Origin of the sequence: Virgisporangium aliadipatigenens (genome assembly GCF_016863615.1) — a bacterium.
GTDB lineage: Bacteria > Actinomycetota > Actinomycetes > Mycobacteriales > Micromonosporaceae > Virgisporangium > Virgisporangium aliadipatigenens.
Genome location: NZ_BOPF01000013.1, coordinates 69,350 through 88,800, shown reverse-complemented (window position 1 = coordinate 88,800; position 19,451 = coordinate 69,350). Strand labels below are relative to the sequence as shown.

Annotated in this window: 19 protein-coding genes; 9 read left to right on the top strand and 10 right to left on the bottom strand. The window is 72.3% G+C overall.

The genetic code is table 11. The features are described from left to right. Positions 1-50: 50 nt before the first annotated feature. Entirely contained in the window at positions 51-416 is a 366-nt protein-coding gene (locus tag Val02_RS19175; protein ID WP_203900488.1) for a hypothetical protein, read from the bottom strand. A gap of 101 nt (positions 417-517) precedes the next feature. On the opposite strand from Val02_RS19175, the gene Val02_RS47460 reads away from it, so the two are divergent. After that, positions 518-1,474, top strand: a complete 957-nt coding sequence (locus tag Val02_RS47460; RefSeq protein WP_239153178.1) for a polysaccharide deacetylase family protein — start codon at positions 518-520, stop codon at positions 1,472-1,474. On the opposite strand, the gene Val02_RS19165 is transcribed toward Val02_RS47460, so the two are convergent. Genes Val02_RS19165 through Val02_RS19155 form a run of 3 tightly spaced genes read right to left on the bottom strand, consistent with a single transcriptional unit; the run spans position 1,440 to position 5,744 of the window. Then, positions 1,440-3,431 carry a hybrid sensor histidine kinase/response regulator gene (locus Val02_RS19165; protein ID WP_203900487.1) on the bottom strand — a complete coding sequence of 664 codons (1,992 nt, stop codon included), beginning with the start codon at positions 3,429-3,431 and terminating at the stop codon, positions 1,440-1,442. The two genes, Val02_RS47460 and Val02_RS19165, sit on opposite strands and share 35 nt — an antisense overlap. Next, complete coding sequence (locus Val02_RS19160) at positions 3,416-3,841, bottom strand: response regulator (RefSeq protein ID WP_203900486.1); 426 nt, start codon at positions 3,839-3,841, stop codon at positions 3,416-3,418. Before Val02_RS19160 ends, Val02_RS19165 begins: the two co-directional genes overlap by 16 nt. Beyond that, positions 3,828-5,744, bottom strand: coding sequence for a sensor histidine kinase (locus Val02_RS19155; RefSeq protein ID WP_203900485.1), 1,917 nt, complete (start codon positions 5,742-5,744; stop codon positions 3,828-3,830). The genes Val02_RS19160 and Val02_RS19155 overlap by 14 nt, the downstream gene beginning before the upstream one ends. Positions 5,745-5,926: 182 nt before the next feature. Here Val02_RS19155 and pyk point away from each other — a divergent pair, with 182 nt between their 5' ends. After that, positions 5,927-7,357, top strand: a complete 1,431-nt coding sequence (gene pyk, locus Val02_RS19150; RefSeq protein ID WP_203900484.1) for a pyruvate kinase — start codon at positions 5,927-5,929, stop codon at positions 7,355-7,357. Next, on the top strand, positions 7,347-8,231 hold the full coding sequence (locus Val02_RS19145; RefSeq protein WP_203900483.1) for an acyl-CoA thioesterase: 885 nt from the start codon (positions 7,347-7,349) through the stop codon (positions 8,229-8,231). Before pyk ends, Val02_RS19145 begins: the two co-directional genes overlap by 11 nt. Here Val02_RS19145 and Val02_RS19140 read toward each other — a convergent pair. Continuing rightward, a complete protein-coding gene (locus tag Val02_RS19140) occupies positions 8,228-8,683 on the bottom strand; it encodes an RrF2 family transcriptional regulator (RefSeq protein ID WP_203900482.1) in 456 nt (151 codons plus the stop codon). The genes Val02_RS19145 and Val02_RS19140 overlap by 4 nt on opposite strands. A gap of 110 nt (positions 8,684-8,793) precedes the next feature. On the opposite strand from Val02_RS19140, the gene Val02_RS19135 reads away from it, so the two are divergent. The 4 genes from Val02_RS19135 (at position 8,794) to xylB (ending at position 13,556) form a co-directional block, all read left to right on the top strand. Then, positions 8,794-10,008 carry an ROK family transcriptional regulator gene (locus Val02_RS19135; RefSeq protein ID WP_203900481.1) on the top strand — a complete coding sequence of 405 codons (1,215 nt, stop codon included), beginning with the start codon at positions 8,794-8,796 and terminating at the stop codon, positions 10,006-10,008. A gap of 9 nt (positions 10,009-10,017) precedes the next feature. Further along, a complete protein-coding gene (locus Val02_RS19130; RefSeq protein WP_203900480.1) occupies positions 10,018-10,872 on the top strand; it encodes an SRPBCC family protein in 855 nt (284 codons plus the stop codon). 138 nt (positions 10,873-11,010) lie between these two features. Then, on the top strand, positions 11,011-12,168 hold the full coding sequence (xylA, locus tag Val02_RS19125; RefSeq protein WP_203900479.1) for a xylose isomerase: 1,158 nt from the start codon (positions 11,011-11,013) through the stop codon (positions 12,166-12,168). Continuing rightward, complete coding sequence (gene xylB / locus Val02_RS19120; RefSeq protein ID WP_203900478.1) at positions 12,168-13,556, top strand: xylulokinase; 1,389 nt, start codon at positions 12,168-12,170, stop codon at positions 13,554-13,556. The genes xylA and xylB overlap by 1 nt, the downstream gene beginning before the upstream one ends. On the opposite strand, the gene Val02_RS19115 is transcribed toward xylB, so the two are convergent. The 4 genes from Val02_RS19115 to Val02_RS19100 all read right to left on the bottom strand — a co-directional run bounded on the left by Val02_RS19115 (position 13,533) and on the right by Val02_RS19100 (position 15,251). Continuing rightward, positions 13,533-13,982 (bottom strand): response regulator transcription factor, encoded by a 450-nt coding sequence (locus Val02_RS19115; RefSeq protein ID WP_203900646.1) that lies wholly within the window; start codon positions 13,980-13,982, stop codon positions 13,533-13,535. The genes xylB and Val02_RS19115 overlap by 24 nt on opposite strands. A gap of 206 nt (positions 13,983-14,188) precedes the next feature. After that, positions 14,189-14,452 (bottom strand): DUF4235 domain-containing protein, encoded by a 264-nt coding sequence (locus Val02_RS19110; protein ID WP_203900477.1) that lies wholly within the window; start codon positions 14,450-14,452, stop codon positions 14,189-14,191. After that, positions 14,452-14,835, bottom strand: coding sequence for a DUF3618 domain-containing protein (locus Val02_RS19105; RefSeq protein ID WP_203900476.1), 384 nt, complete (start codon positions 14,833-14,835; stop codon positions 14,452-14,454). Before Val02_RS19105 ends, Val02_RS19110 begins: the two co-directional genes overlap by 1 nt. Then, a complete protein-coding gene (locus Val02_RS19100) occupies positions 14,832-15,251 on the bottom strand; it encodes a phage holin family protein (RefSeq protein ID WP_203900475.1) in 420 nt (139 codons plus the stop codon). The genes Val02_RS19105 and Val02_RS19100 overlap by 4 nt, the downstream gene beginning before the upstream one ends. 85 nt (positions 15,252-15,336) lie before the next feature. On the opposite strand from Val02_RS19100, the gene Val02_RS19095 reads away from it, so the two are divergent. Then, complete coding sequence (locus tag Val02_RS19095; protein ID WP_203900474.1) at positions 15,337-15,540, top strand: DUF6158 family protein; 204 nt, start codon at positions 15,337-15,339, stop codon at positions 15,538-15,540. On the opposite strand, the gene Val02_RS19090 is transcribed toward Val02_RS19095, so the two are convergent. After that, complete coding sequence (locus tag Val02_RS19090; RefSeq protein WP_203900473.1) at positions 15,527-16,906, bottom strand: aldehyde dehydrogenase family protein; 1,380 nt, start codon at positions 16,904-16,906, stop codon at positions 15,527-15,529. The genes Val02_RS19095 and Val02_RS19090 overlap by 14 nt on opposite strands. Before the next feature lie 147 nt (positions 16,907-17,053). On the opposite strand from Val02_RS19090, the gene Val02_RS19085 reads away from it, so the two are divergent. After that, entirely contained in the window at positions 17,054-19,411 is a 2,358-nt protein-coding gene (locus Val02_RS19085) for a hypothetical protein (protein ID WP_203900472.1), read from the top strand. Positions 19,412-19,451: the final 40 nt, after the last annotated feature.

Genomic DNA, 19,451 nt, shown 5'->3' with positions numbered 1-19,451 from the left:
GGGGGTTCTCCTATAGAAAGTAAGAAACGGGCAGAAGGGCTCACACGCGCTTACGCGTGCGGCGGTGCCCGTCCCCACCAGGAGACGTGAACCGGCCCGGAAGGGCCCGCGGGTGCGCCCGCGGTGGACGTTCCCGCGAAGAAAAGACGGAGTGCCCGCAGGCGCGACGCGGCGGCGAGGACCCACGGCGCGGCGGAGAACGCGGCGCCGAAGGCACCCCCGCCGAGCTGCGGGGCCTGGTCACGGTGCGGCTGGGCGAGCTGTCCGGCATGCGGCGCGCCGATCGCGGCCGGCGACCCGGAACGCCCGAACCCGCCCGTCGACGTGTCCGCGCCGGCCCGCGTCGGGGCCAGCACCAGGACGGCCAGCAGCAGCGCCAACAGGGCGGAGAGCCGCGTGCGCGAGTCAGTGCGCACCCTCCACCCCCGTCCGCCGCACACAGAGAAGTCCCAGATTAGCCGAAAAACCGGATCGAGCTCCGTCACAAGAGTGAACGGCAGTCGCGTATGGTGCTCGGGTGACTTCTGGGGCCAAAGTGGCGCGTCACCGGGTGCGTCAGGAGGGGTGGGCCTACGTCTACGGACGGGTGCGCTTGCCGTTTTTGCTGGTGGCGGCCGTGTTGACACTTGTCAGCCCGGCGTTCGGTGACAGCGGCGACACGCCGCGTTCCAACGCCGGCCAGACCTCCCACGCCGCGCCACCCGGTACGGGCGAGCAGGCGGGTGTCCCGCATCGCGGCGATCCGACGGCGAAGGACAACCCGGCGCCGTCGCCCACCGCGTCCCCGTCCGCCCCGTCCGGCGCCGACCCGTCCGGCTCACCGCGGCCCGGTGCGAGCCCGTCGAAGTCGCCGCGTGACCCCATGTACGGGCCGGGCAACTCGGTGCGGCGCACCGGCGACGACTCGGTGGCGCTGACGTTCGACGACGGGCCCGACCCGATCAACACGCCGGCGATCCTGGACGAGCTGAAGAAGCACGACGTCAAGGCGACGTTCTGCCTGGTCGGCTTCCGGGCGGAGAAGCACCCGGAGCTGGTGAAGCGGATCGCCGAGGAGGGCCACACGCTCTGCAACCACTCCTGGCAGCACCTGACGGACCTCGCCAAGAAGGACGAGGGCTACATGCGCTGGGACATGGTCCACACCAACGAGGCGATCATGGCGGCCGTCCCGGGCGCGAAGATCCCGTACTTCCGCGCACCCGGTGGCAACTTCGACAACAAGATGGTCGAGATCGCCAAGGGCTACGGCATGAAGTCCATCTACTGGGACTACGACATGCGGGACTGGGACCACACCAAGTCGCCCAACGACGAGGCGCACGTCCAGCGCATCGTCGGCGCCATCAAGAAGGACACCAAGCCCGGCTCGATCGTGCTGTCGCACGACAACGGCCAGCCCACGACGATCCAGGCCTACCGGATCTGCCTGCCGTGGCTCAAGGAGCACTTCCGTCTGGTGGCGCTGCCGTAGGTCCGGTCAGCGGCAGGTCGATGGTGACCGTCGTGCCGGCCGCCGGTGCGGAGGTCAGGCGCACGGTGCCGCCGTGGCGTTCGACGATGCCCTTGACCAGCGCCAGCCCGAGGCCGGTGCCCTGGATCTGACGGGTCTGTGCGGTGGCCGTGCGGTAGAAGCGCTGGAAGAGTTTGGTCTGCTCCTCCGGCGCCATCCCGATGCCGGTGTCGGCGACGACCACCTCGATGCGTTCGCCGGTGCGCCGCGCGTCCACGCTGATCCGGCCGCCGTCCGGCGAGAACTTCACCGCGTTGCTCACCAGGTTGAGGACGGCCCGTTCGAGCTGGGCCGGGTCGCCGGTGATGCGTTCGAGGTCGGGCTCGATGCGCATGGTCAGCGAGAGGCCGGCCGGCAGGGTCGGGACGACGCCCGCGCAGACCGACTCGACGAGCCGGCCGAGGTCCACCTTGTCGGCGCTGACCTGGAACGACCCGTCGTCCATCCGGGAGAACGTGAGCAGGTCCTCGACGAGGGCGAGCAGGCGTTGGCCGTTCCGGTCGATGATCTCGATCATGCGGCGCTCGGTGGGGGACATCGCGTCGCCGTTGTCGATCAGCAGTTCGGTGTAGCCGCGGATGCTGGTCAGCGGCGTGCGCAACTCGTGCGAGACGGTCGCCACCAGCTCGCTCTTCATCCGGTCCAGCTCCGACAGTTCCCGGTTGGCGCGCTCCAGCTCGTCCTTGGCCTGCGCCAGTTCGCCCTGGATGCGCTTCTGGTCGGTGATGTCGGTGTAGATCGCGCCGACCGCCCACGGGACACCGGACTGGTCGATGAGCGGATAGCGGATGGACAGGTACGTGGAGTCGTTCAGCGTCTCCTCGTCGGCCATCACCTGCCGGCTCGCCTGGCAGCGCCAGTCCCGCGCGGAGAGCTCGGCGGCGAGGGCCTCGGGCAGCAGCCGTTCGCCGTGCTCGGCCACGACCTCGGCCCGGTGCACACCGGAGAGCTTCTCGAACGCGCTGTTGACGATCAGGAACCGCCCGTCAGGTGCGCGCAGGTAGAGCGCGCTGGGCGCGTTGTCGATCATGCCCTGCAGGATCAGCATGGACTGCCGGCGGTCCTGCTCGGCGCGGCGGCGTTCGGTGATGTCCTGCACCTGCCGGATCAGCTGTCCCGTGCACCCCTCGACCGAACCGGGCTCCGGCACCCCGGCGATCAGCGCCGCCGAGTACAGCACCCAGACCGGTTCGGCGGTGGCGTCCAGCAGGCGCAGCTCCAGCGTGGCCGCGCCGGCCCGCCCGCAGCGCAGCTCCTTCGTGTGCGCCGCCAGCGCCGACCGGTCCTCCGGATGCACGAACTGGTCGAACGGCTCCCCGCGCAGCTGCTCCGCCGGGCGGCGCAACAGGTGCATCAGGGCCGGGTTGGCGTCGAGGATGCGTTCGTCCGAGGTGGAGACCGCCATCCCGATCGGCGCGCGGTCGAACGCCGCCCGGAACCGCTGCTCGCTCTCCCGGGCCACCTGCTCGGCGCGGGAGGTGACCCGGCGCAGCTCGCGCTGGGCCAGCGCCCGCTCGACGGCCGGCCCGAGCCGGGTGAGCCGGTCCTTGAGCAGGTAGTCCGTGGCGCCCCGGCGCAGGCACTCCACGCAGGTGGCCTCGTCCATCACGCCGCTGACCACGATCACCGGAACGTCGCTGACGGCCTGCGCCTCGGCGAGCGCGTCCAGCGCCCCGAACTGCGGCAGCGAGTAGTCGGCGAGCACGACGTCCGGCCCGCTCTGCAGGGCCTCCACGTACTCCGGCAGGCTCTCCACCCGGCGCCAGTCCGGCGCGAACCCGGCCCGGCTCAGCTCGTAGGCGAGCAGTTCGGCGTCGTCCGGGTTGTCCTCGACGATGACGATCCGCAGCGGGGTGCCGGTCTGCCCGCCGCCTCGCTCGCCGCCTCCCGTGAGCGCCTGGGTCACCGGGTGCGCCACGGTTCCCCCTGGTTGAGCATCAGCCAGTACTTCCCGACCTGCTGCACCGCCCGGTAGAACTGGTCGATGTCCACCGGCTTGACGATGTAGCTGTTGGCGCCGAGTTCGTAGGCGGCGGCCAGGTCGCGGTCCTCGGCCGAGGACGTCATCATCACCACGGGCACCCGCCGCGTGCGCGCGTCCTTCTTCAGCTCCCGCAGTACCTCGATCCCGTCGACGAGCGGCAGCTTCACGTCGAGCAGGATCACCTTCGGGAGTTCGGCGCCGGTCTTGAGCAGGAGGTCGAGGGCCTCGGCGCCGTCGCGGGCCACCTCCACCGCGTTGGCGAAGTCGCTCTTGCGCAATGCGTGCAGCGCCAGTTCGAGGTCGTCGGGGTTGTCCTCGACGATGAGGACCTCAGTGGGCGACATCGGCAAGCTCCCTCTGCGGCGTGGGGGCCCGCTCGTCGGTCGTGGTGCGCGGCAGCACCAGATGGAACGTGGCGCCCTCGCCGGGCGACCCCTCGGCGCGCACCCGGCCGCCGTGTCGGGAGACGATGCGGGCCACGAGGGCCAGCCCGATGCCGGTGCCGTCGAACTCCGACGCGCGGTGCAGGCGCTGGAAGACCTTGAACAGCTTGTCGGCGTAGCGCATGTCGAATCCGGCACCGTTGTCGCGTACCCAGTACTCGACCTCCGACCCGTCGACCCGGCCGCCGACCTCGATCCGGGCCTGCTCGACCTTCGCCGTGTACTTGACGGCGTTGCCGAGCAGGTTGCCGAAGACCTGCCGCAGCAGCCGGACGTCGCCGTCGCACCCCGGCAGGTCGCCGACGTCGAGCGTGACGTCACGCCCCTCGCGGTCCGGTGCCAGTTCGTCCCAGACGTCGCGGACCAGGTCGGCCGGGTCGAGGGGCGCCACGTTCATCGCCTGTCGTTGCAGCCGGGAGAACGCCAACAGCGCGTCGATGAGCTGACCCATCTGCTGCGCGGCGGAGCGGACCTTGGCGAGCTGCCGCCGTCCGGCCTCGGGCAGCAGGTGGCCGTGCTCCTCCTCGATCATGGCGGCGAAGCCGTTCATCGCCCGCAGCGGTGCGCGCAGGTCGTGCGAGACGCTGTAGGAGAACGCCTCCAGTTCGCTGTTCGTGGTGCGCAGTTCGTTGGCCTGGCGTTCGAGCTGGGCGGTGCGCTCGGCGACGCGGTTCTCCAGCTCGTTGTTGAGGTCGAGGATGGCCTGTTCGTGGCGGCGGCGTTCGGTGATGTCGTTCGCGACGGTGACGAACCCGCGCAACGCGCCGTCGCCCGCGAAGACCGGCGTCACGACGGTCTGCGCGTGGAAGGCCGTGCCGTCCCGGCGCACCCGCAGGCCGGAGATCTCCGCACGGCCGTGTGCGCGGGCGTCGGCGAGCAGCCGTTCGGGAACGCCGGCCGCGCGGTCGTCGGCGTCGAAGAGCGAGCGGTAGGAGACGCCGATGGCCTCCTCGGCGGAGTAGCCGTGCATGCGTTCGGCGTTGGCGCTCCAGCTGCACACGACGCCCGTGGGGTCGAGCATGAGGATCGAGTAGTCCCGCGCGCCGTCGAGGAGCAGCCGCAGCACCTCCTCGGACTCGCGGCGCTGTTCGTCGTGGCGGCGCAGTTCGGTGATGTCGTGCAGGACGACGACGCTGCCGCCCTGGTCGCCGGTGAGCGGATTGGCGTTGATCAGGAGCGGGATGTGCCGGTCGCCGCGTTCGACCAGGATCTCGGCGCCCGTGATCGTCTCGCCGGCGCGGGCCCGCACGAGCGCGGCGTTCACGTCGGTGTCGGCGGAGCCGCCGCGCAGATAGCGTTCCGCCGCGGGGTTGAGAACGAGGACGTTGCCGTCGGCGTCGGCGACCACCACGCCGTCGACGATGCTGTCGAGAACGGCGGACAGCAGCGCGCCGCGCTGCTCGGCGAGCCGGTCGGCGGCCCGCGCACGCTCCTCGAGATCCTCGAAGAGCTTCGCGCCCTTCATGAGGGACCCGTAGGTGCGCCGCAGCGTCCAGTAGTAGAGGGCGACGACGACGCTCAGCACGTCCCAGCTCGCCATGTACCAGTTGAACGACGCCCGCATCGCCTCGCCGCTGTGCAGGTGCCAGCCGAGCATCGGCGCCAGCAGGTGGAACGTGTGCCCGCCGTGGTGCACCGCGCAGCTGAAGAAGATGGAGGCGGTGGCGACGCCGAGCTTGTTCGAGCGCAGCTGTGCCGTGCGGTACAGCGGGATCAGGATGGCCGCGCAGATCCCGAGGTACGCCGCGGCGATGATGCCGTTGGCGACCGCGGCAACGTGCCATGCCTCCACCGTGGTCGGCACAGGTCCCCTTCCGTTGAACTGCCCTCGACGCTGAGCTGGCCTTGACTGAAAGTCCAGATAATCCTGAACTATCCCGTCGGCTCCGCGGGTTGCCTCTGGGGTGCGGTTTCGTTTGACTTTCGGGGGTCGCCCATCGGTCACCGGGGTGACGCACGCGGGGCCACCCGGACGGTCTAGGCTCGGTGGACGTGACACGTCGCGCGAAGATCGTCTGTACCCTCGGCCCGGCCACTTCCGACCCCGAGCGGATCCGTGGGCTCGTGGACGCCGGGATGGACGTTGCCCGGCTCAACTTCAGCCACGGTGACCACTCCGACCACGCGGCCACCTACCGGCTCGTGCGCGAGGCGGCGCAGGCCTCCGGCCGGGCGGTCGGCATTCTGGCCGACCTGCAGGGCCCCAAGATCCGGCTCGGCCGGTTCGTCGACACCAAGGTCGAATGGCGCACCGGTGACATCGTCTTCATCACCAGCGACGACGTCGAGGGCACCCAGGACCGCGTCTCCTGCACCTACAAGCGCCTGCCGCTCGAGGTGAAGCCCGGCGACCGGCTGCTGATCGACGACGGCAAGGTGGCCGTCGAGGTGCTCGGCGTCGAAGAAGGCAAGGACATCCGCTGCCTCGTCATCGAGGGCGGGCCGGTCTCCAACAACAAGGGCGTCTCGCTGCCCAACGTCGCCATCAGCGTCCCCGCGCTCTCCGAGAAGGACATCGAGGACCTGCGCTTCGCGCTCGGCCTGGGCGTCGACTGGATCGCGATGTCGTTCGTGCGCACGCCGGACGACATCAAGCTGGCGCACGAGATCATGGCCGAGGAGAAGACCACCCGGCCGATCGTGGCGAAGATCGAGAAGCCGGAAGCGGTCACCAACCTGGACGCCATCGTCGACGCGTTCGACGGGATCATGGTGGCCCGCGGTGACCTCGGCGTCGAACTGCCGCTGGACCAGGTGCCGCTGGTGCAGAAGCGCGCCGTGCAGCTCTGCCGCGAGCAGGCCAAGCCGGTCATCGTCGCCACGCAGATGCTCGACTCGATGATCGAGAACTCCCGCCCGACCCGCGCCGAGGCCTCAGACGTCGCCAACGCGGTGCTCGACGGCGCGGACGCGGTGATGCTCTCCGGTGAGACCAGCGTCGGTCGCTATCCGGTGCTGACGGTCTCCACGATGGCGCGCATCGTCGCCACCACCGAGGCGGGTTCGTTCAACGTGCCGCGGCTGCAGCACGACCCGCGCACCCGCGGCGGCGCCATCACGGTCGCCGCGTCCAACATCGCGCAGGCGACCGGCGCGAAGGCGCTCGTGGCGTTCTCGCAGACCGGTGACACCGTGCGGCGGCTGGCCCGACTGCACTGCAACCTTCCGCTGCTGGCGTTCACGCCGGTGCCGGCGGTGCGGGCGCAGCTGGCGCTGTCCTGGGGCGTGGACACCTTCGAGGTGCCGTTCGTGCAGCACACCGACGACATGTTCCGCCAGGTGGACCAGGCGCTGATCGGCCTCGGCGAACTGCGTCGGGGCGACTACGTCGTGGTCGTCGCCGGCAGCCCGCCCGGGACCCCGGGTGCCACCAACACGCTGCGCCTGCACCAGTTGGGCTCGCTGGTTGAGGAGTGACGCCACCGGGCAGGTCGCGGTCGACGAGCTGATCGCCCTGCTGGACCTGGAGAAGCTCGACGGCGACCGGTTCCGCGGCGTCAGTCCGATCGCCGGGCCCACGCGCGTCTTCGGTGGCCAGGTGGCCGCCCAGGCGCTCGTGGCGGCCGGGCGCACGGTCGATCCCGAGCGGCGGGTGCACTCGCTGCACGGGTACTTCGTGCGCCCCGGCAACCCGGCCGAGCCGATCACCTACGAGGTCGAGAACATCCGGGACGGCCGCTCGTTCTCCGTGCGGCGCTCGGTCGCCCGCCAGCGGGGCGAGACAATCTTCTTCATGTCGGCGTCGTTCCACCGGCCGGAGGCGGGGCTGGATCACCAGGCTCCCGTGCCGGTGAACGTGCCACCGCCGGACGCGCTCCCGACGATGGCGCAGCTGATGGAGCAGTACCCGGAACGGCGTGCCGAGTTCGACTCGCGGCCGCGGCCGATCGACCAGCGCTACGTGGGCAAGCCCGGTTGGGTGCCGGCGGGGGAGCGGCCGATGGAGTCCCACCCGCGGGTGTGGATGCGCATCGACGGGCGGCTGCCCGACGACCCGCTGGTGCACGCGTGCGCGTTGACGTTCTGCTCGGACATGGCGCTGCTGGACGCGGTGCTCTCGCAGCACGGAGCGGTCTGGGGACCGGGCGGGTTCGCCGGTGCCTCACTGGATCACGCGCTGTGGTTCCACCGGCCGTTCCGGGCGGACGAGTGGTTTCTCTACGACTGCTGGAGCCCGTCGGCGTCCGACGCCCGCGGGCTCGCGAGCGGCCGCATGATCACCCTGGACGGGCGACACATCGCGACAGCGGTCCAGGAGGGCCTGCTGCGCGAGGTCGGAAGCAGGAGCTAGCGGGGCTGCCAGGCGTCCGGTGCCGTGATCAGGCGCCGGACGTGGGACGGCATCTTGCCGCGCACCACGTCGTCGAGCGTCACCTCGTCCAGGACGCTGCGCACGGCGGCCCGCACGGCGACCCACAGCTCCTGCAGGTGCTCCGCGGTGCCCTCGTACGCCGTCTCCTCCGGCCGCCGCCCACGAACCTCGGCGAGCGGGCCGTCCACGGCGCGCAGCACCTCACCGATCATGGTCTCGGTCGGCGCCTTGGTGAGCACGTAGCCGCCCTCGACCCCGCGCTGCCCCCGGACCAGGCCGGCGCGGCGCAGGTCGGCCAGGATCGCCTCGAGGAACTTGCGGGGCAGGTCCTGCTCGGTCGCCAGGCTGGCGCTGGAGATCGTCGCCGGGTACGCGGAAGCCAGCCCCAGGGCCGCGCGGACGGCGTAGTCGCTGCGCGCCGAGATGTGCACCTGTGCCGACCTCCCCCATATGACTGGTGTAAAGCATCGCACGGTCACATCGCGACACGTGGTTCGACCCGGGTGCGTTACTGACCATGAGGGGTTTGTAACGTGGGGCGATGGAACCGGGTGGGACCCGACGCGGTGCGGACCACAACGTCATGCGCGAGGTCAACCGTTCGCTCGTCCTGGCCGTGGTCAAGGAGGGCGGCCGGATCTCCCGCGCCAGCATCGCCCGCGCCACCACCCTGGCCAAGCCGACCGTCAGCGCCATCGTCGACGAACTGATCGCCGAGGGGCTGGTCCGCGAGGTAGGCACCGGCACCACGGCGGTGTCCGGAGGCCGACCGCCGATCCTGCTCGAATTCAACGCCTCGTCCCACCTGGTGGCCGGCGTGCACATCGGCGCGCGGCGCACGACGGTCGCGGTCGGCGACGCCACCGGCGCGGAGGTGCGGCGGGTGCGGCTGGACACGCCGCGCGGCGACCCCACCGCGACGTTGAAGCGGATCGCCGACCAGGTGCGCGAGACGGCGGAGGTCGACGGCGCGCGGCTGTCGGCCGTCGGGGTGGTGCTGCCCGGCCTGACCGACTTCCACCGGGGCGTGTGCCTGCTCGCGCCCAACCTCGGCTGGCGCGACGTGGCGGTCGGTGCCACGCTCGGCGACGCGCTGGGCATCCCCGTCTACGTGCACAACGCGGGCCAGGCCGCCGCCGTGGCGGAAAACGTCGAGGGCGTCGGCGACAACGCCGGCGAACTGGCGCTGCTCTACGCCGGCACCGGCCTGTCGGCGGGCGTGCTCTCCGGCGGTCGGGTCTTCCACGGCGCCGGTGGCACGGCCGGCGAGATCGGCCACTGCCGGGTGCCCGGCGGCACGGAGCCGTGCAACTGCGGCAACGCCGGCTGCCTGGAGACGGTCGCCTCGGGTCCGGCCATGGTCCGGGCGGTGCGGCGGGCGATCGCGGCCGGCCGGCCGTCGCTGCTCGCCGGGCGGCGCGACCTGGACGCGAGCCACGTGGCGGCGGCGGCCCGCGACGGCGACACCGTGGCGGCGGCGGCCATCGACGAGGTGGGTCAATACCTGGGACTTGCCGCCTCCTGGGTGGTGAACGCGTACAACCCGGCCATGCTCGTGCTGGGCGGTGGCCTCGCGGCGATGGGCGACCTGCTGCTGCCGCCGTTGCGGGAGGCGTTCGACGCGTCGGTGCTGGGGCCGGCGCTGCGGGGGGTGGAGCTGCGGGTGTCCACATTGGGCGACGACGCCGAGACCCGGGGCGCCGTTCTGCTCGCCCTGCAGCACTCAGAGACCTATTACCGGGTGGTCTTCAGATAGGGGAGGCACGTGAACGAGTCCCTGCGAGAGGTCGACGGCAGAAACCAGCTGTACATGGAACGCCGGTTCGCGCACCCGATCGAAGTGGTCTGGCGCGCCATCACCGATCCGGACCGGTTGGCGGCCTGGTTCCCGTACCGCGTCGAGTGGGAACTGCGGGTCGGCGCACCCATCCGGTTCAGCGCGGAGGGCGACGAGGGCACCGGCGTCATCACCGAACTGGCACCGCCGCACGTGATCGAGTACACGTGGGACAACACCGTGCTGCGCTGGGAGCTGCGCCCCGAGGGGGAGGGCACGCTGCTGGTGTTCACCCAGGCCTTCGGCGACCGGCCGTCGGCCGCGAGTTACGCCGCCGGCTGGGAGACCTGCCTGGACTTCCTCACCGCGAGCCTGGACGGGGCGCCCGAGCCCGAGGTGGGTGACCTGGCCGTCGCGCACGAGCGGTACGTGGCGCAGTTCGGGCTGGACCGGGGCTACTCGACGCACCTGCCGGACGGGCGGTGGGCGGTGCGCTTCGAACGTCAGCTGACCCGGCCGGCCGATCAGGTGTGGGCGGCGCTGACCGGTGGCGTGGAGCCCGTGGTCGGCGGGCCGGCGCCGGCGCCGGCCACGACGCCGGAGTTCGCCGACGGACAGGTGACCGAGGTGGAGCCGGGGCGGCAGCTCACCTACGAGTGGCAGACCGCGGAGCGCATCGCCGGGCAGGTCCGGTACGAGCTCGAGGAGGGCACCGGGCAGGGGCCGCGGCTGGTGGTGACGCAGACCGGTCCGCAGGACCTGGACGCCACGGAGGCGGCACTCAAGATCTGGCGGGACAAGGTCGAGGCGTTCGCCGGCGAGGTAGCGGCACAGGCCCCCTGATCCACGTTCGTTCGGGTATTGAACTAACCCGGGTGGCGGGCGTAGCGTTTGCCCCATCGAACTGCGCCCGCCACCCCGTGTCGCCGTGGGACAGTGGCGGGCGGGAGCCGTTTCAGCCGTCACTGGAGGACGTCGCTCATGACCGCGTACACCCCCACCAAGCAGGACAAGTTCTCGTTCGGTCTGTGGACCGTCGGATGGACCGCGCAGGACGTCTTCGGGTCGTCCAGCCGTGCGCCGCTCGACCCCGTCGAGGCCGTGCACAAGCTGGGGGAGTTCGGCGCCTACGGCGTCAGCTTCCACGATGACGACCTGGTGCCGTTCGGGACCGACGGGGGCGAACGGGACAAGCTCATCGCCCGCTTCAAGGAGGCCCTGGACGCCACCGGGGTCGTCACGAGCATGGTCACCACCAACCTGTTCGGCCACCCCGTCTTCAAGGACGGCGGCTTCACGTCGAACGACCGCGCGGTGCGCCGGTTCGCGCTCGCCAAGGTCGCCCGCAACATCGACCTCGCCGCCGAACTGGGCGCGCCGGTGTACGTCATGTGGGGCGGCCGCGAGGGTGCCGAGTCCGGCGGCTCGAAGGACGTGGCCGCCGCGCTGGACCGGTACAAGGAAGCCGTCGACGTGCTCTGCGCCTACGTGCGCGAACGCGGCTACAACATCCGCTTCGCGCTGGAGCCGAAGCCCAACGAGCCGCGCGGCGACATCCTGCTGCCGACGATCGGGCACGCGCTGGCGTTCATCAACTCGCTGGAGGAGCCGGACCGGGTGGGCCTCAACCCGGAGGTGGGGCACGAGGAGATGGCCGGCCTCAACTTCGCCCACGGGATCGCGCAGGCGCTCTGGCACAAGAAGCTGTTCCACATCGACCTGAACGGCCAGCACGGCCCCCGGTTCGACCAGGACCTGCGCTTCGGCGCGGGCAACCTGCGCGGGGCGTTCTGGACCGTCGACACGCTGGAGACCGGCGGGTACGAGGGCGTGCGGCACTTCGACTACAAGCCGCCGCGCACCGAGGACTACGACGGGGTGTGGGAGACGGCCAAGGCGTGCATGCGCAACTACCTGATCCTCAAGGAGAAGGCGGCCGCGTTCCGGGCCGACGCCGAGGTGCACGAGGCGCTGGCGGCCGCCCGCGTGGACGAACTGCGCCAGCCGACGCTCGCCGCCGGCGAGAGCCTCGCCGACCTGCGCGCCGAGGAGTACGACGTCGAGGCGCTCGCCGCGCGGGGTGCCGCGTTCGAACGCCTCGACCAGCTCGCGATGGAGCACCTCCTCGGGGTGCGGTAATGGGGCTCGTTGCGGGGGTGGACAGTTCCACCCAGAGCACCAAGATCCTGGTGTGCGATGCGGAGACGGGAGAGGTGGTCCGGGAAGGCCGGGCCGCCCACCCCGACGCCACCGAGGTCGACCCCGCGCACTGGCGCAGGGCGTTCGAGGAGGCCTCCGACGGGCTGCTCGACGGGGTCGAGGCCCTCGCCGTCGGTGGGCAGCAGCACGGCATGGTCTGCCTGGACGGCGCGGGCGAGGTGGTGCGGCCGGCGCTGCTGTGGAACGACACCCGTTCCGCCGGGGCGGCCGAGGACCTGATCGCCGAGCTGGGCGGGCCGGGGGAGTGGGCGAAGGCGGTCGGGACCGTGCCGGTCGCCTCGATCACCGTCACGAAGCTGCGCTGGCTGGCCACGGCCGAGCCGGAGAACGCGGCCCGCGTCGAGAGCGTTCTTCTTCCGCATGACTGGGTGACCCATGTGCTGCGGGCCGACGGCGGCGGACCGACCACGGACCGCGGCGACGCCTCCGGCACCGGCTACTGGTCGCCCGCCACCGGCGAGTACCGGCCGGACCTGCTGAGCCTGGCGTTCGGGCGGGAGCTGCGGGTGCCGCGCGTGGCGGGGCCGGCCGACGTCGTGGGCGAGACCGCGTCGGGCGTCCGGCTCGCCGCCGGCACGGGCGACAACATGGCCGCCGCGCTCGGCCTCGGCCTGCGTCCCGGAGACGTCGTCGTTTCCCTGGGAACATCCGGGACGGCATTCGGGGTGAGTGGCGACGCCGCCGCTGACGCCTCCGGGCTGGTGGCCGGCTTCGCCGACGCGACGGGGCGCTTCCTGCCGCTGGTGTGCACGCTCAACGCCGCCCGCGTGCTGACGGCGGCGGCGGACCTGCTCGGCCGGCCGCTGTCGGACATCGACGGGCTGGCGCTGTCGGCCGAACCGGGGGCCGGCGGGCTCACGCTGCTGCCGTACCTCGACGGGGAGCGGACGCCCAACCGGCCCGACGCCACGGGTCTGCTGGGCGGGCTGACCCGGGGCAACATGACGCCCGCCAACCTTGCGCGAGCGGCCGTCGAGGGCATGCTCTGCGGGCTGGCGGACGCGGTCGACGCGCTGCGCGCCGTGGGAACGCCCGTCGAGCGGGTGCTCCTCATCGGCGGCGCAGCGGCGTCGGAGGCGGTGCGCGTGATCGCGCCGGCGCTGTTCGGCGCACCCGTGGAGGTCCCCGCACCGGCGGAGTACGTCGCACGGGGCGCGGCGCGCCAGGCCGCGTGGGCGCTCACCGGCGGAGCCGAACCGCCTCAGTGGCCGGTCGGGTCGACACCCGCACCGGCAGCGGCGCACGACGGCGCGACGCGTGCGCGTTACGCCGCCCTGCGCGACTCAGGAGGCCTTCGTCAGCAGTGACTCGACCTCGGCCACCAGTTCCCGGGGACTGAACGGCTTGGTCATGTAGGAGGTGGCGCCGGCCTCGTAGCCCTCGAGCACGAAGATCGAGTGCGCCTTGGCCGTCATCATGATCACCGGCACGTCGGCGGTCCTCGGGTCCTCCCGCAGCCTGCGGCAGACCTCGAGGCCGTCGGTGCCGGGCATCATCACGTCCAGCACCACCAGATCCGGTGTCCGGTCGCGCAGGGCCTCCAGCGCACGGTCGCCGTTGTCCGCGATCACGACCGAGTAGCCGGCGTGCCACAGCTTGAGCCCGATCAGCTGGCGGATGTCCGGGTCGTCGTCGACCACCAGCACGGTCGCCGGGTCGGTCGACGCGAACGTGTCGATCGCACGGAAGGATTCGGCGGCGGCACGGTTCTCGTCGGCGATCGTCGCGAGCATCACGGGAGCCCTCCTCGACGGCTTCTCTGGTCGAAGCGCCGCCCGGGGGAGCGGCGCTGCACCAAGAGTCGCGGCGCACGGTCGCCGCACGGGAGCCGCGTCGGGTGCAACGCCGGTGCTGACGACGTTCCACGGACGCGTGACGGCGCCGGGCCCCCACAGACCCGGCGCCGTCTCCCCTCACCCTCAGCAGGGATGCTTTTGAACTAGTCGTCCGGCCAGTCGCCGGTCAGGCGACGCACGCCCTCGGCGCCGCCACGGTCGATCGCTGCCTTGACCACGGCGAAGATCGCGCCCTGCAGCGCGGCGGCGGCGAGCACCTCGCCCCAGCCGTAGTCGCGCGAGGTGGCGCTCGGCGCGTCGTCCTCGTTGGAGACGAGCTTCCACACCTGCTTGAACACGATCCCGGCCACGAGACCGCCGGCGACGCTGGCGCCCAGCGACAGCGGCTTGTAGAGGATCTTCTTCATCAGTAGTACTCCCGGTTCCTACGCTTGCGAACGATCAGCAGGATCACGGCGATCACGGCCGCCCCGGCGATCAGGTACGGGCGCGGGTTCTCCTGGACGGTGCGCACCGCCCGGCGGGTCGGCACGGCGGGATCCTCGCGGAACTCCGTCGCCAACTCCTGCGCCCTGATCTTGGTCTCGGCGGCCTTCTCCTGCGCGAGAACCTTGACCTCCTGAGCCTTCTCCTGCGCCTTGGCCTTCGTCTCGGCGACCTTCTCCTGCGCGCGCGCCTTCACGTCGGCCTTCGCGGCGAGTTCCTCGACGGTCTGGCCCAACTCGGCGCGGGTCTGCGCGATCTCGTGCCGCAACGCGGTGATGTCCTTGTCGTCGGAAGTACCAGTCATCGGTGGCTGCCCTCCCGCACGGCGGCCTGAACGGTGGCCACGTCGGCCTTCACGTTGTCGACGGCCTCGGTCGGCACCGTCGGAGACGCCTTCTTGACCTGCTTACGACCGGACATCGCGAGGATGCCGGCGATGGCCAGCAGCACCACGCCCACGATCGTCGCGGCGAGCCACGCCGGCACCACGTACGCCAGCAGCAGGACGATGGCGGTGAGCAGGGCCGCCACCCCGTACAGGGCCAGCAGGCCGCCCGCGCCGAACATGCCGGCGCCCTTGCCCGCGTGCTTGCCCTTCTCCGCCAGTTCCGCCTGGGCGAGTCGCAACTCGTCGCGCACCAGCCGGGAGATCTGCTCCGAAGCGGTCTTCACGAGCTCGGCCGTGGTCCGCTCCGTATGGTTCACCTGATTCACCGTCATGGGAATGCTCCTTCCGCCGCGCGCTTTTTGTCATTCCCCGCCAGGGGACCTTCTAACCAGCCGATTCGTGGGTATGTGGTGACGCATGACCACTGGAGTGCTTCCGCAGGATCTCCCCGATGCCGATCTATTCCGGGAGTTGAACAGCCTTTACGAAACCCGGCAGGACACGCTGCGGCACGGTTCCGACGCCGCCCTGGCACATCACAACCAGCGGCTGGTCGACCTGGAGGTCGAGTACCTGCGCCGCTATCCCTCCCGGGAAGTCGACCCGGCTAGATTGCGGTGACGTGGACGGCCTTGGTGTAGGTGAACTCGTCCAGTAGTTCGGGGCCGTAGCCGTATCCCTGGCCGCTGGCGCCGCGCGGGTGGGCCGCACCGCCCGGTGCGCCGCCGAAGACGGCGTTGATCTTCACCGTGCCGACCGGCAGCTCGCGCCAGGCCCGCTGGGCGTGGCCCATGTCGCGGGTCAGCACGCTCGCCGCGAGCCCGTAGCGGCCGCCGGCGGCCAGGCGCAGCCCCTCGTCGAACGACCCCACCACCCGCACCGGTGCCACCGGCCCGAACGTCTCCTCGGTCAGCACCGCCATGTCGTCGGTGCACCCGGCGAGCACGGTCGGCGGGTAGAACGACCCCGGCCCGGCCGGCACCTCGCCACCGCACAACACCCGCGCCCCCTTCTCGACGGCGTCCCGCACCTGCCCGTGAACGGCGTCGCGCATGCGCCGGTCGACCAGCGGCCCGATCTCGAACGCCCGCGCCCTCGCGACGAGTGCGTCGAGGAACGGCTCGGCGACGGCCTCGTGTGCGTATATCCGTTCGATGGAGACGCAGATCTGGCCGGCGTTCGCGAACGCGCCGAGTGCGGCCTGCTCCGCCGCCCACACCGGGTCGACACCCGCGTCGACGACGAGCGGGTCGTTGCCGCCGTTCTCGAGGAGCACCTTGCCGCGGGCGTGCGCGCGGATCCACTCACCCGTGGCGCTCGAACCGACGTGCGCCACCACGTCGGGGTCGTTCGCGATCAGGGCCCGGCCGGTCGTGGCGTCGCCGAGCACCGTCCACACCGGAACGTGCTCCCGGATCAACTCGCCGAGCAGCCAACCGGTTGCGGGTGCGCGTTCGCTGGGTTTGTGCACCACCGTGTTGCCGGTGACGACGGCCGCGCCGATGAGGCCGCAGGCGACCGCCACGGGGTCGTTCCACGGGGTGAGCGCCGCTACGAGCCCGCGCGGTTCGAAGATCATCAGGTCGGCGGCGCCGGCCGAACCGTTGAGCGCCCGGCCGCCGCGCAGCGGGCCGAGTTCGGCGTACTGGCGCAGTGTGCCCACACCCGCCTCCACCCCACCCAGCGCGTCACCGAACGGCTTACCCATCTCGCGCATGGTGAGCCGGGCCAGGTCGTCGGCGCGGGCGGCCACCGCGTCGGCGGCGTCGCGCAGCCGCGCACCCCGTTGCGCCGCGGGGGTCGTGCGCCACGTGTCGAACGCCGAACGCGCCGCCCGGACGGCATCGGCGACGTCGGCGGCGGAGCCCACCGGAAGAGTGAACAGTGCCGCCCCGTCGGCGGGATCGAGGATCGGGATTCGGACCCCTTTGGGGGCGGCCGATGGGGCGGCCGACCACGCCTCGCGGACCTGAGATTCGATGTCCATGGCTGGTGCAGTGTCCCCGGGCAGCGGGTTCAAACCTGTATGCGCTTTCGGGCCGATGTGCCGGTCAGCAGGCGTACGTCCGGAGGGCCGGTGCGTCGTCGGCCGGCTGCGGGTACGCTGCCCGTTCATGCCCGTACGGCGGATCAGGTGACCGGCACAGCGCCGATGCGCCGGCCGACGACCGCTGCGCCGGTCCTCCGGCCGGTGAGCCTGGGCACCCCGATTTCGCTCGCCAACGGGGCAAAACCGCTGCCGGCGCTGCCCGGGCAACGGCAGCCGTCACCCGCCGCTCCGGCGCGTACGCCGCCGCCCGTGTGGTGCGACGGGTGCGCCACCCGTTCGTTGCACCGGCGGGGTCCGTTGCACCGCGGGATGCTGGCGCCGCGCGCCGCCCGGCTGGTCACCGCGCTGGTGCGGCACGCGGCCGGTTCGGGGGAGCAGCCGGCCGCCCGGCTGGAGATCATGGAGACGGTCGTCACGATCGCCCGGCAGGCCGCCGACCCGCTGCCCGGCACGCCGCCCGCGACGGTGGCCGCCTGCCGCGCGGCGCTGGACGCGGCGGTGCCGGCGCTGGTGTCCCTGCTGGACGACCCGGCGCCCCGGCTGCGCGGGGCGGTGCTCGGCATCCTCGGCGAACTGGCGTGGAGCGCCGACGCGGCGGTGCCGCCGGTGCTGGCGCGGTACGGCGGCGAGGAGGTCGCCGGCGTGCGGGTGGCGCAGGTGCTGGCCGTGGGGCGGCTGTTCGCGCACGTGTCGGACGCGTCGGTGCGGGGCGAGGCGACGGCGTGGTTACAGCAGCGGCGCTCGTCGGGTGAGCCCGCGGTGCGCGCCGTGGCGCTCGCGTTGAGCTGGCGGCCGCCGGTGCAGGGTCCGGTGCTGACGCTGGCACCCGCGCTGTCGCTGGTGTCGCTGCCCGGCGGGCTGTCGGCGGCGGGCGACGGCGCGGAGCGGGTGAGCATCGACCCGGTCGTCCCCACACGACTTTCGGCGGGGATCGAGCCCGCCGGGCCGACGCGGCCGTCGGCGGGAAGCGAAGCCTTCGGGCCGGCGCGGCTGCCGGCGGAGATCGACCCGGAGGAGCGGCTCTCCGCTCTGCTCGGCGCCGTGGGCGAACTCAGCGGCCCGCCCGCGCCGGAGATCGCCGACGTGACGGGTCCCCGCTGGGGCGACTGGCTGGCCGGTGCGCTCGGCGACGACCGCGACGCCCGCGTGGCACTGGCCGAGCGGCTGTTCGACTCGGCGGCGGCCACCGGCACCGGGGCGTTACGGGTCGCGGCCGAGGCCATCTCGCAGTGGCGTTCGGCGCGGGATCCGCTGCTGGGGCACGTGCGCGAACGGCTCACCGCCCCCGACCCCGACGTGCGGGCCGCGGCGGCGCAGCTCCTGGCGGCACTCGCGGGTGCGCTCGCCGAACCGCATCCGGCGCTGTCCTCCGAGGGGTTCGGCAAGACGGCGCTCCTGCCGCTCTACAAGCCGGGGCAGCCACCGGAGGACCCCGGGCCCGCGGACGGCCCGCAGAAGAGCACTGACGGGCTCGCTGACGCCTTCGTGGCGGCGCTCTCCGATCCCTCGGCCCTGGTCGCCGACCTCGCCGCGTGGGGCCTGTCCCGACTCGGGGACCCCCGGTGCCTGCCGCGCCTGCGCGGGCGCGCGCTGATGGGGACCTCGTTCTTCGACGTCGCGCTCGGTGCCGACCCGCGGGGCGTGTACCGGTTCGGGACGCCGGGGCTCTCGGAGGTGCTGGCGCCGCTCGCCCACTGGGCCGCCGAACTCCTGCCGCGCGTCTCGTCGGCGCTGACCGACAGCGACACGTTCCACCAGCAGCGGGTCTTCGTGGACGTGCTGGCGCACTGGGGGCCCGCGGCGGCGCCGGCCGTTCCGGCACTGACGCAGCTCCTCGGCGACTCCTCGGCGGGTCTGGTCGAACACGCCTGCGCGGCGCTCGGCGCGATCGGCCCCGGCGCGGCGCCGGCGAAGGCACAGCTGCTGCGCCTGGTCGAACGGGGCGGCACCGCCCGCCTGCGCGCGACGGCCGCGTGGGCCCAGTGGCGCGTCGGCGGCGACCCGGAACTGGCCCTGCGCGTGCTGAGCGAGGCCCTGGCCGGCGAACTGGGCGCGCTGGTGCTGCCCCGCCTGGCGGACCTGGGGCCGGTGGCGTCGGGTCAGGTCGACCGGGTGCGCGCGCTGGCGGCCGTTCCCTCGAATTGGTACCGGACGGAGGCGGCGCGGGCCCTGCACGCCCTGACCGGCGACCCGACCGAGGGGGTGCCCCTGTTGCGCGCGGTGCTGGACCCGCTCACGGACGGCGAGACGTCCCCGGTGACGGCGCGGGCCGTGGCGGTCGTGCGCGACCTGGGGCCGGTGGCGGTGGCGGCGGTGGAGCCGGTGCTGCGCGCGGTGCTGGACAGCGACCGGCGGTTCGCGTTCTACGGCGACTGGCGCGCGATCACGGACGACGAACACCTCCGCGCGGCGTGCACGGCCGTCCTGAGCGGCCCCGCTTGATCGTCGCTTCTCCGGGGCTGAGTGACACCTTTCCGTGAAA

Bases quoted from the DNA above. Each gene is read 5' to 3' on its own strand.
- Val02_RS19115 (WP_203900646.1), bottom strand. From the start codon at position 13,982: ATGCTCGCGACGATCGCCGACGAGAACCGTGCCGCCGCCGAATCCTTC.
- Val02_RS19135 (WP_203900481.1), top strand. From the start codon at position 8,794: ATGGAACCGGGTGGGACCCGACGCGGTGCGGACCACAACGTCATGCGC.
- Val02_RS19105 (WP_203900476.1), bottom strand. From the start codon at position 14,835: ATGACTGGTACTTCCGACGACAAGGACATCACCGCGTTGCGGCACGAG.
- xylA (WP_203900479.1), top strand. From the start codon at position 11,011: ATGACCGCGTACACCCCCACCAAGCAGGACAAGTTCTCGTTCGGTCTG.
- Val02_RS19160 (WP_203900486.1), bottom strand. From the start codon at position 3,841: ATGTCGCCCACTGAGGTCCTCATCGTCGAGGACAACCCCGACGACCTC.
- Val02_RS19100 (WP_203900475.1), bottom strand. From the start codon at position 15,251: ATGACGGTGAATCAGGTGAACCATACGGAGCGGACCACGGCCGAGCTC.
- Val02_RS19110 (WP_203900477.1), bottom strand. From the start codon at position 14,452: ATGAAGAAGATCCTCTACAAGCCGCTGTCGCTGGGCGCCAGCGTCGCC.
- xylB (WP_203900478.1), top strand. From the start codon at position 12,168: ATGGGGCTCGTTGCGGGGGTGGACAGTTCCACCCAGAGCACCAAGATC.
- Val02_RS19095 (WP_203900474.1), top strand. From the start codon at position 15,337: ATGACCACTGGAGTGCTTCCGCAGGATCTCCCCGATGCCGATCTATTC.
- Val02_RS19090 (WP_203900473.1), bottom strand. From the start codon at position 16,906: ATGGACATCGAATCTCAGGTCCGCGAGGCGTGGTCGGCCGCCCCATCG.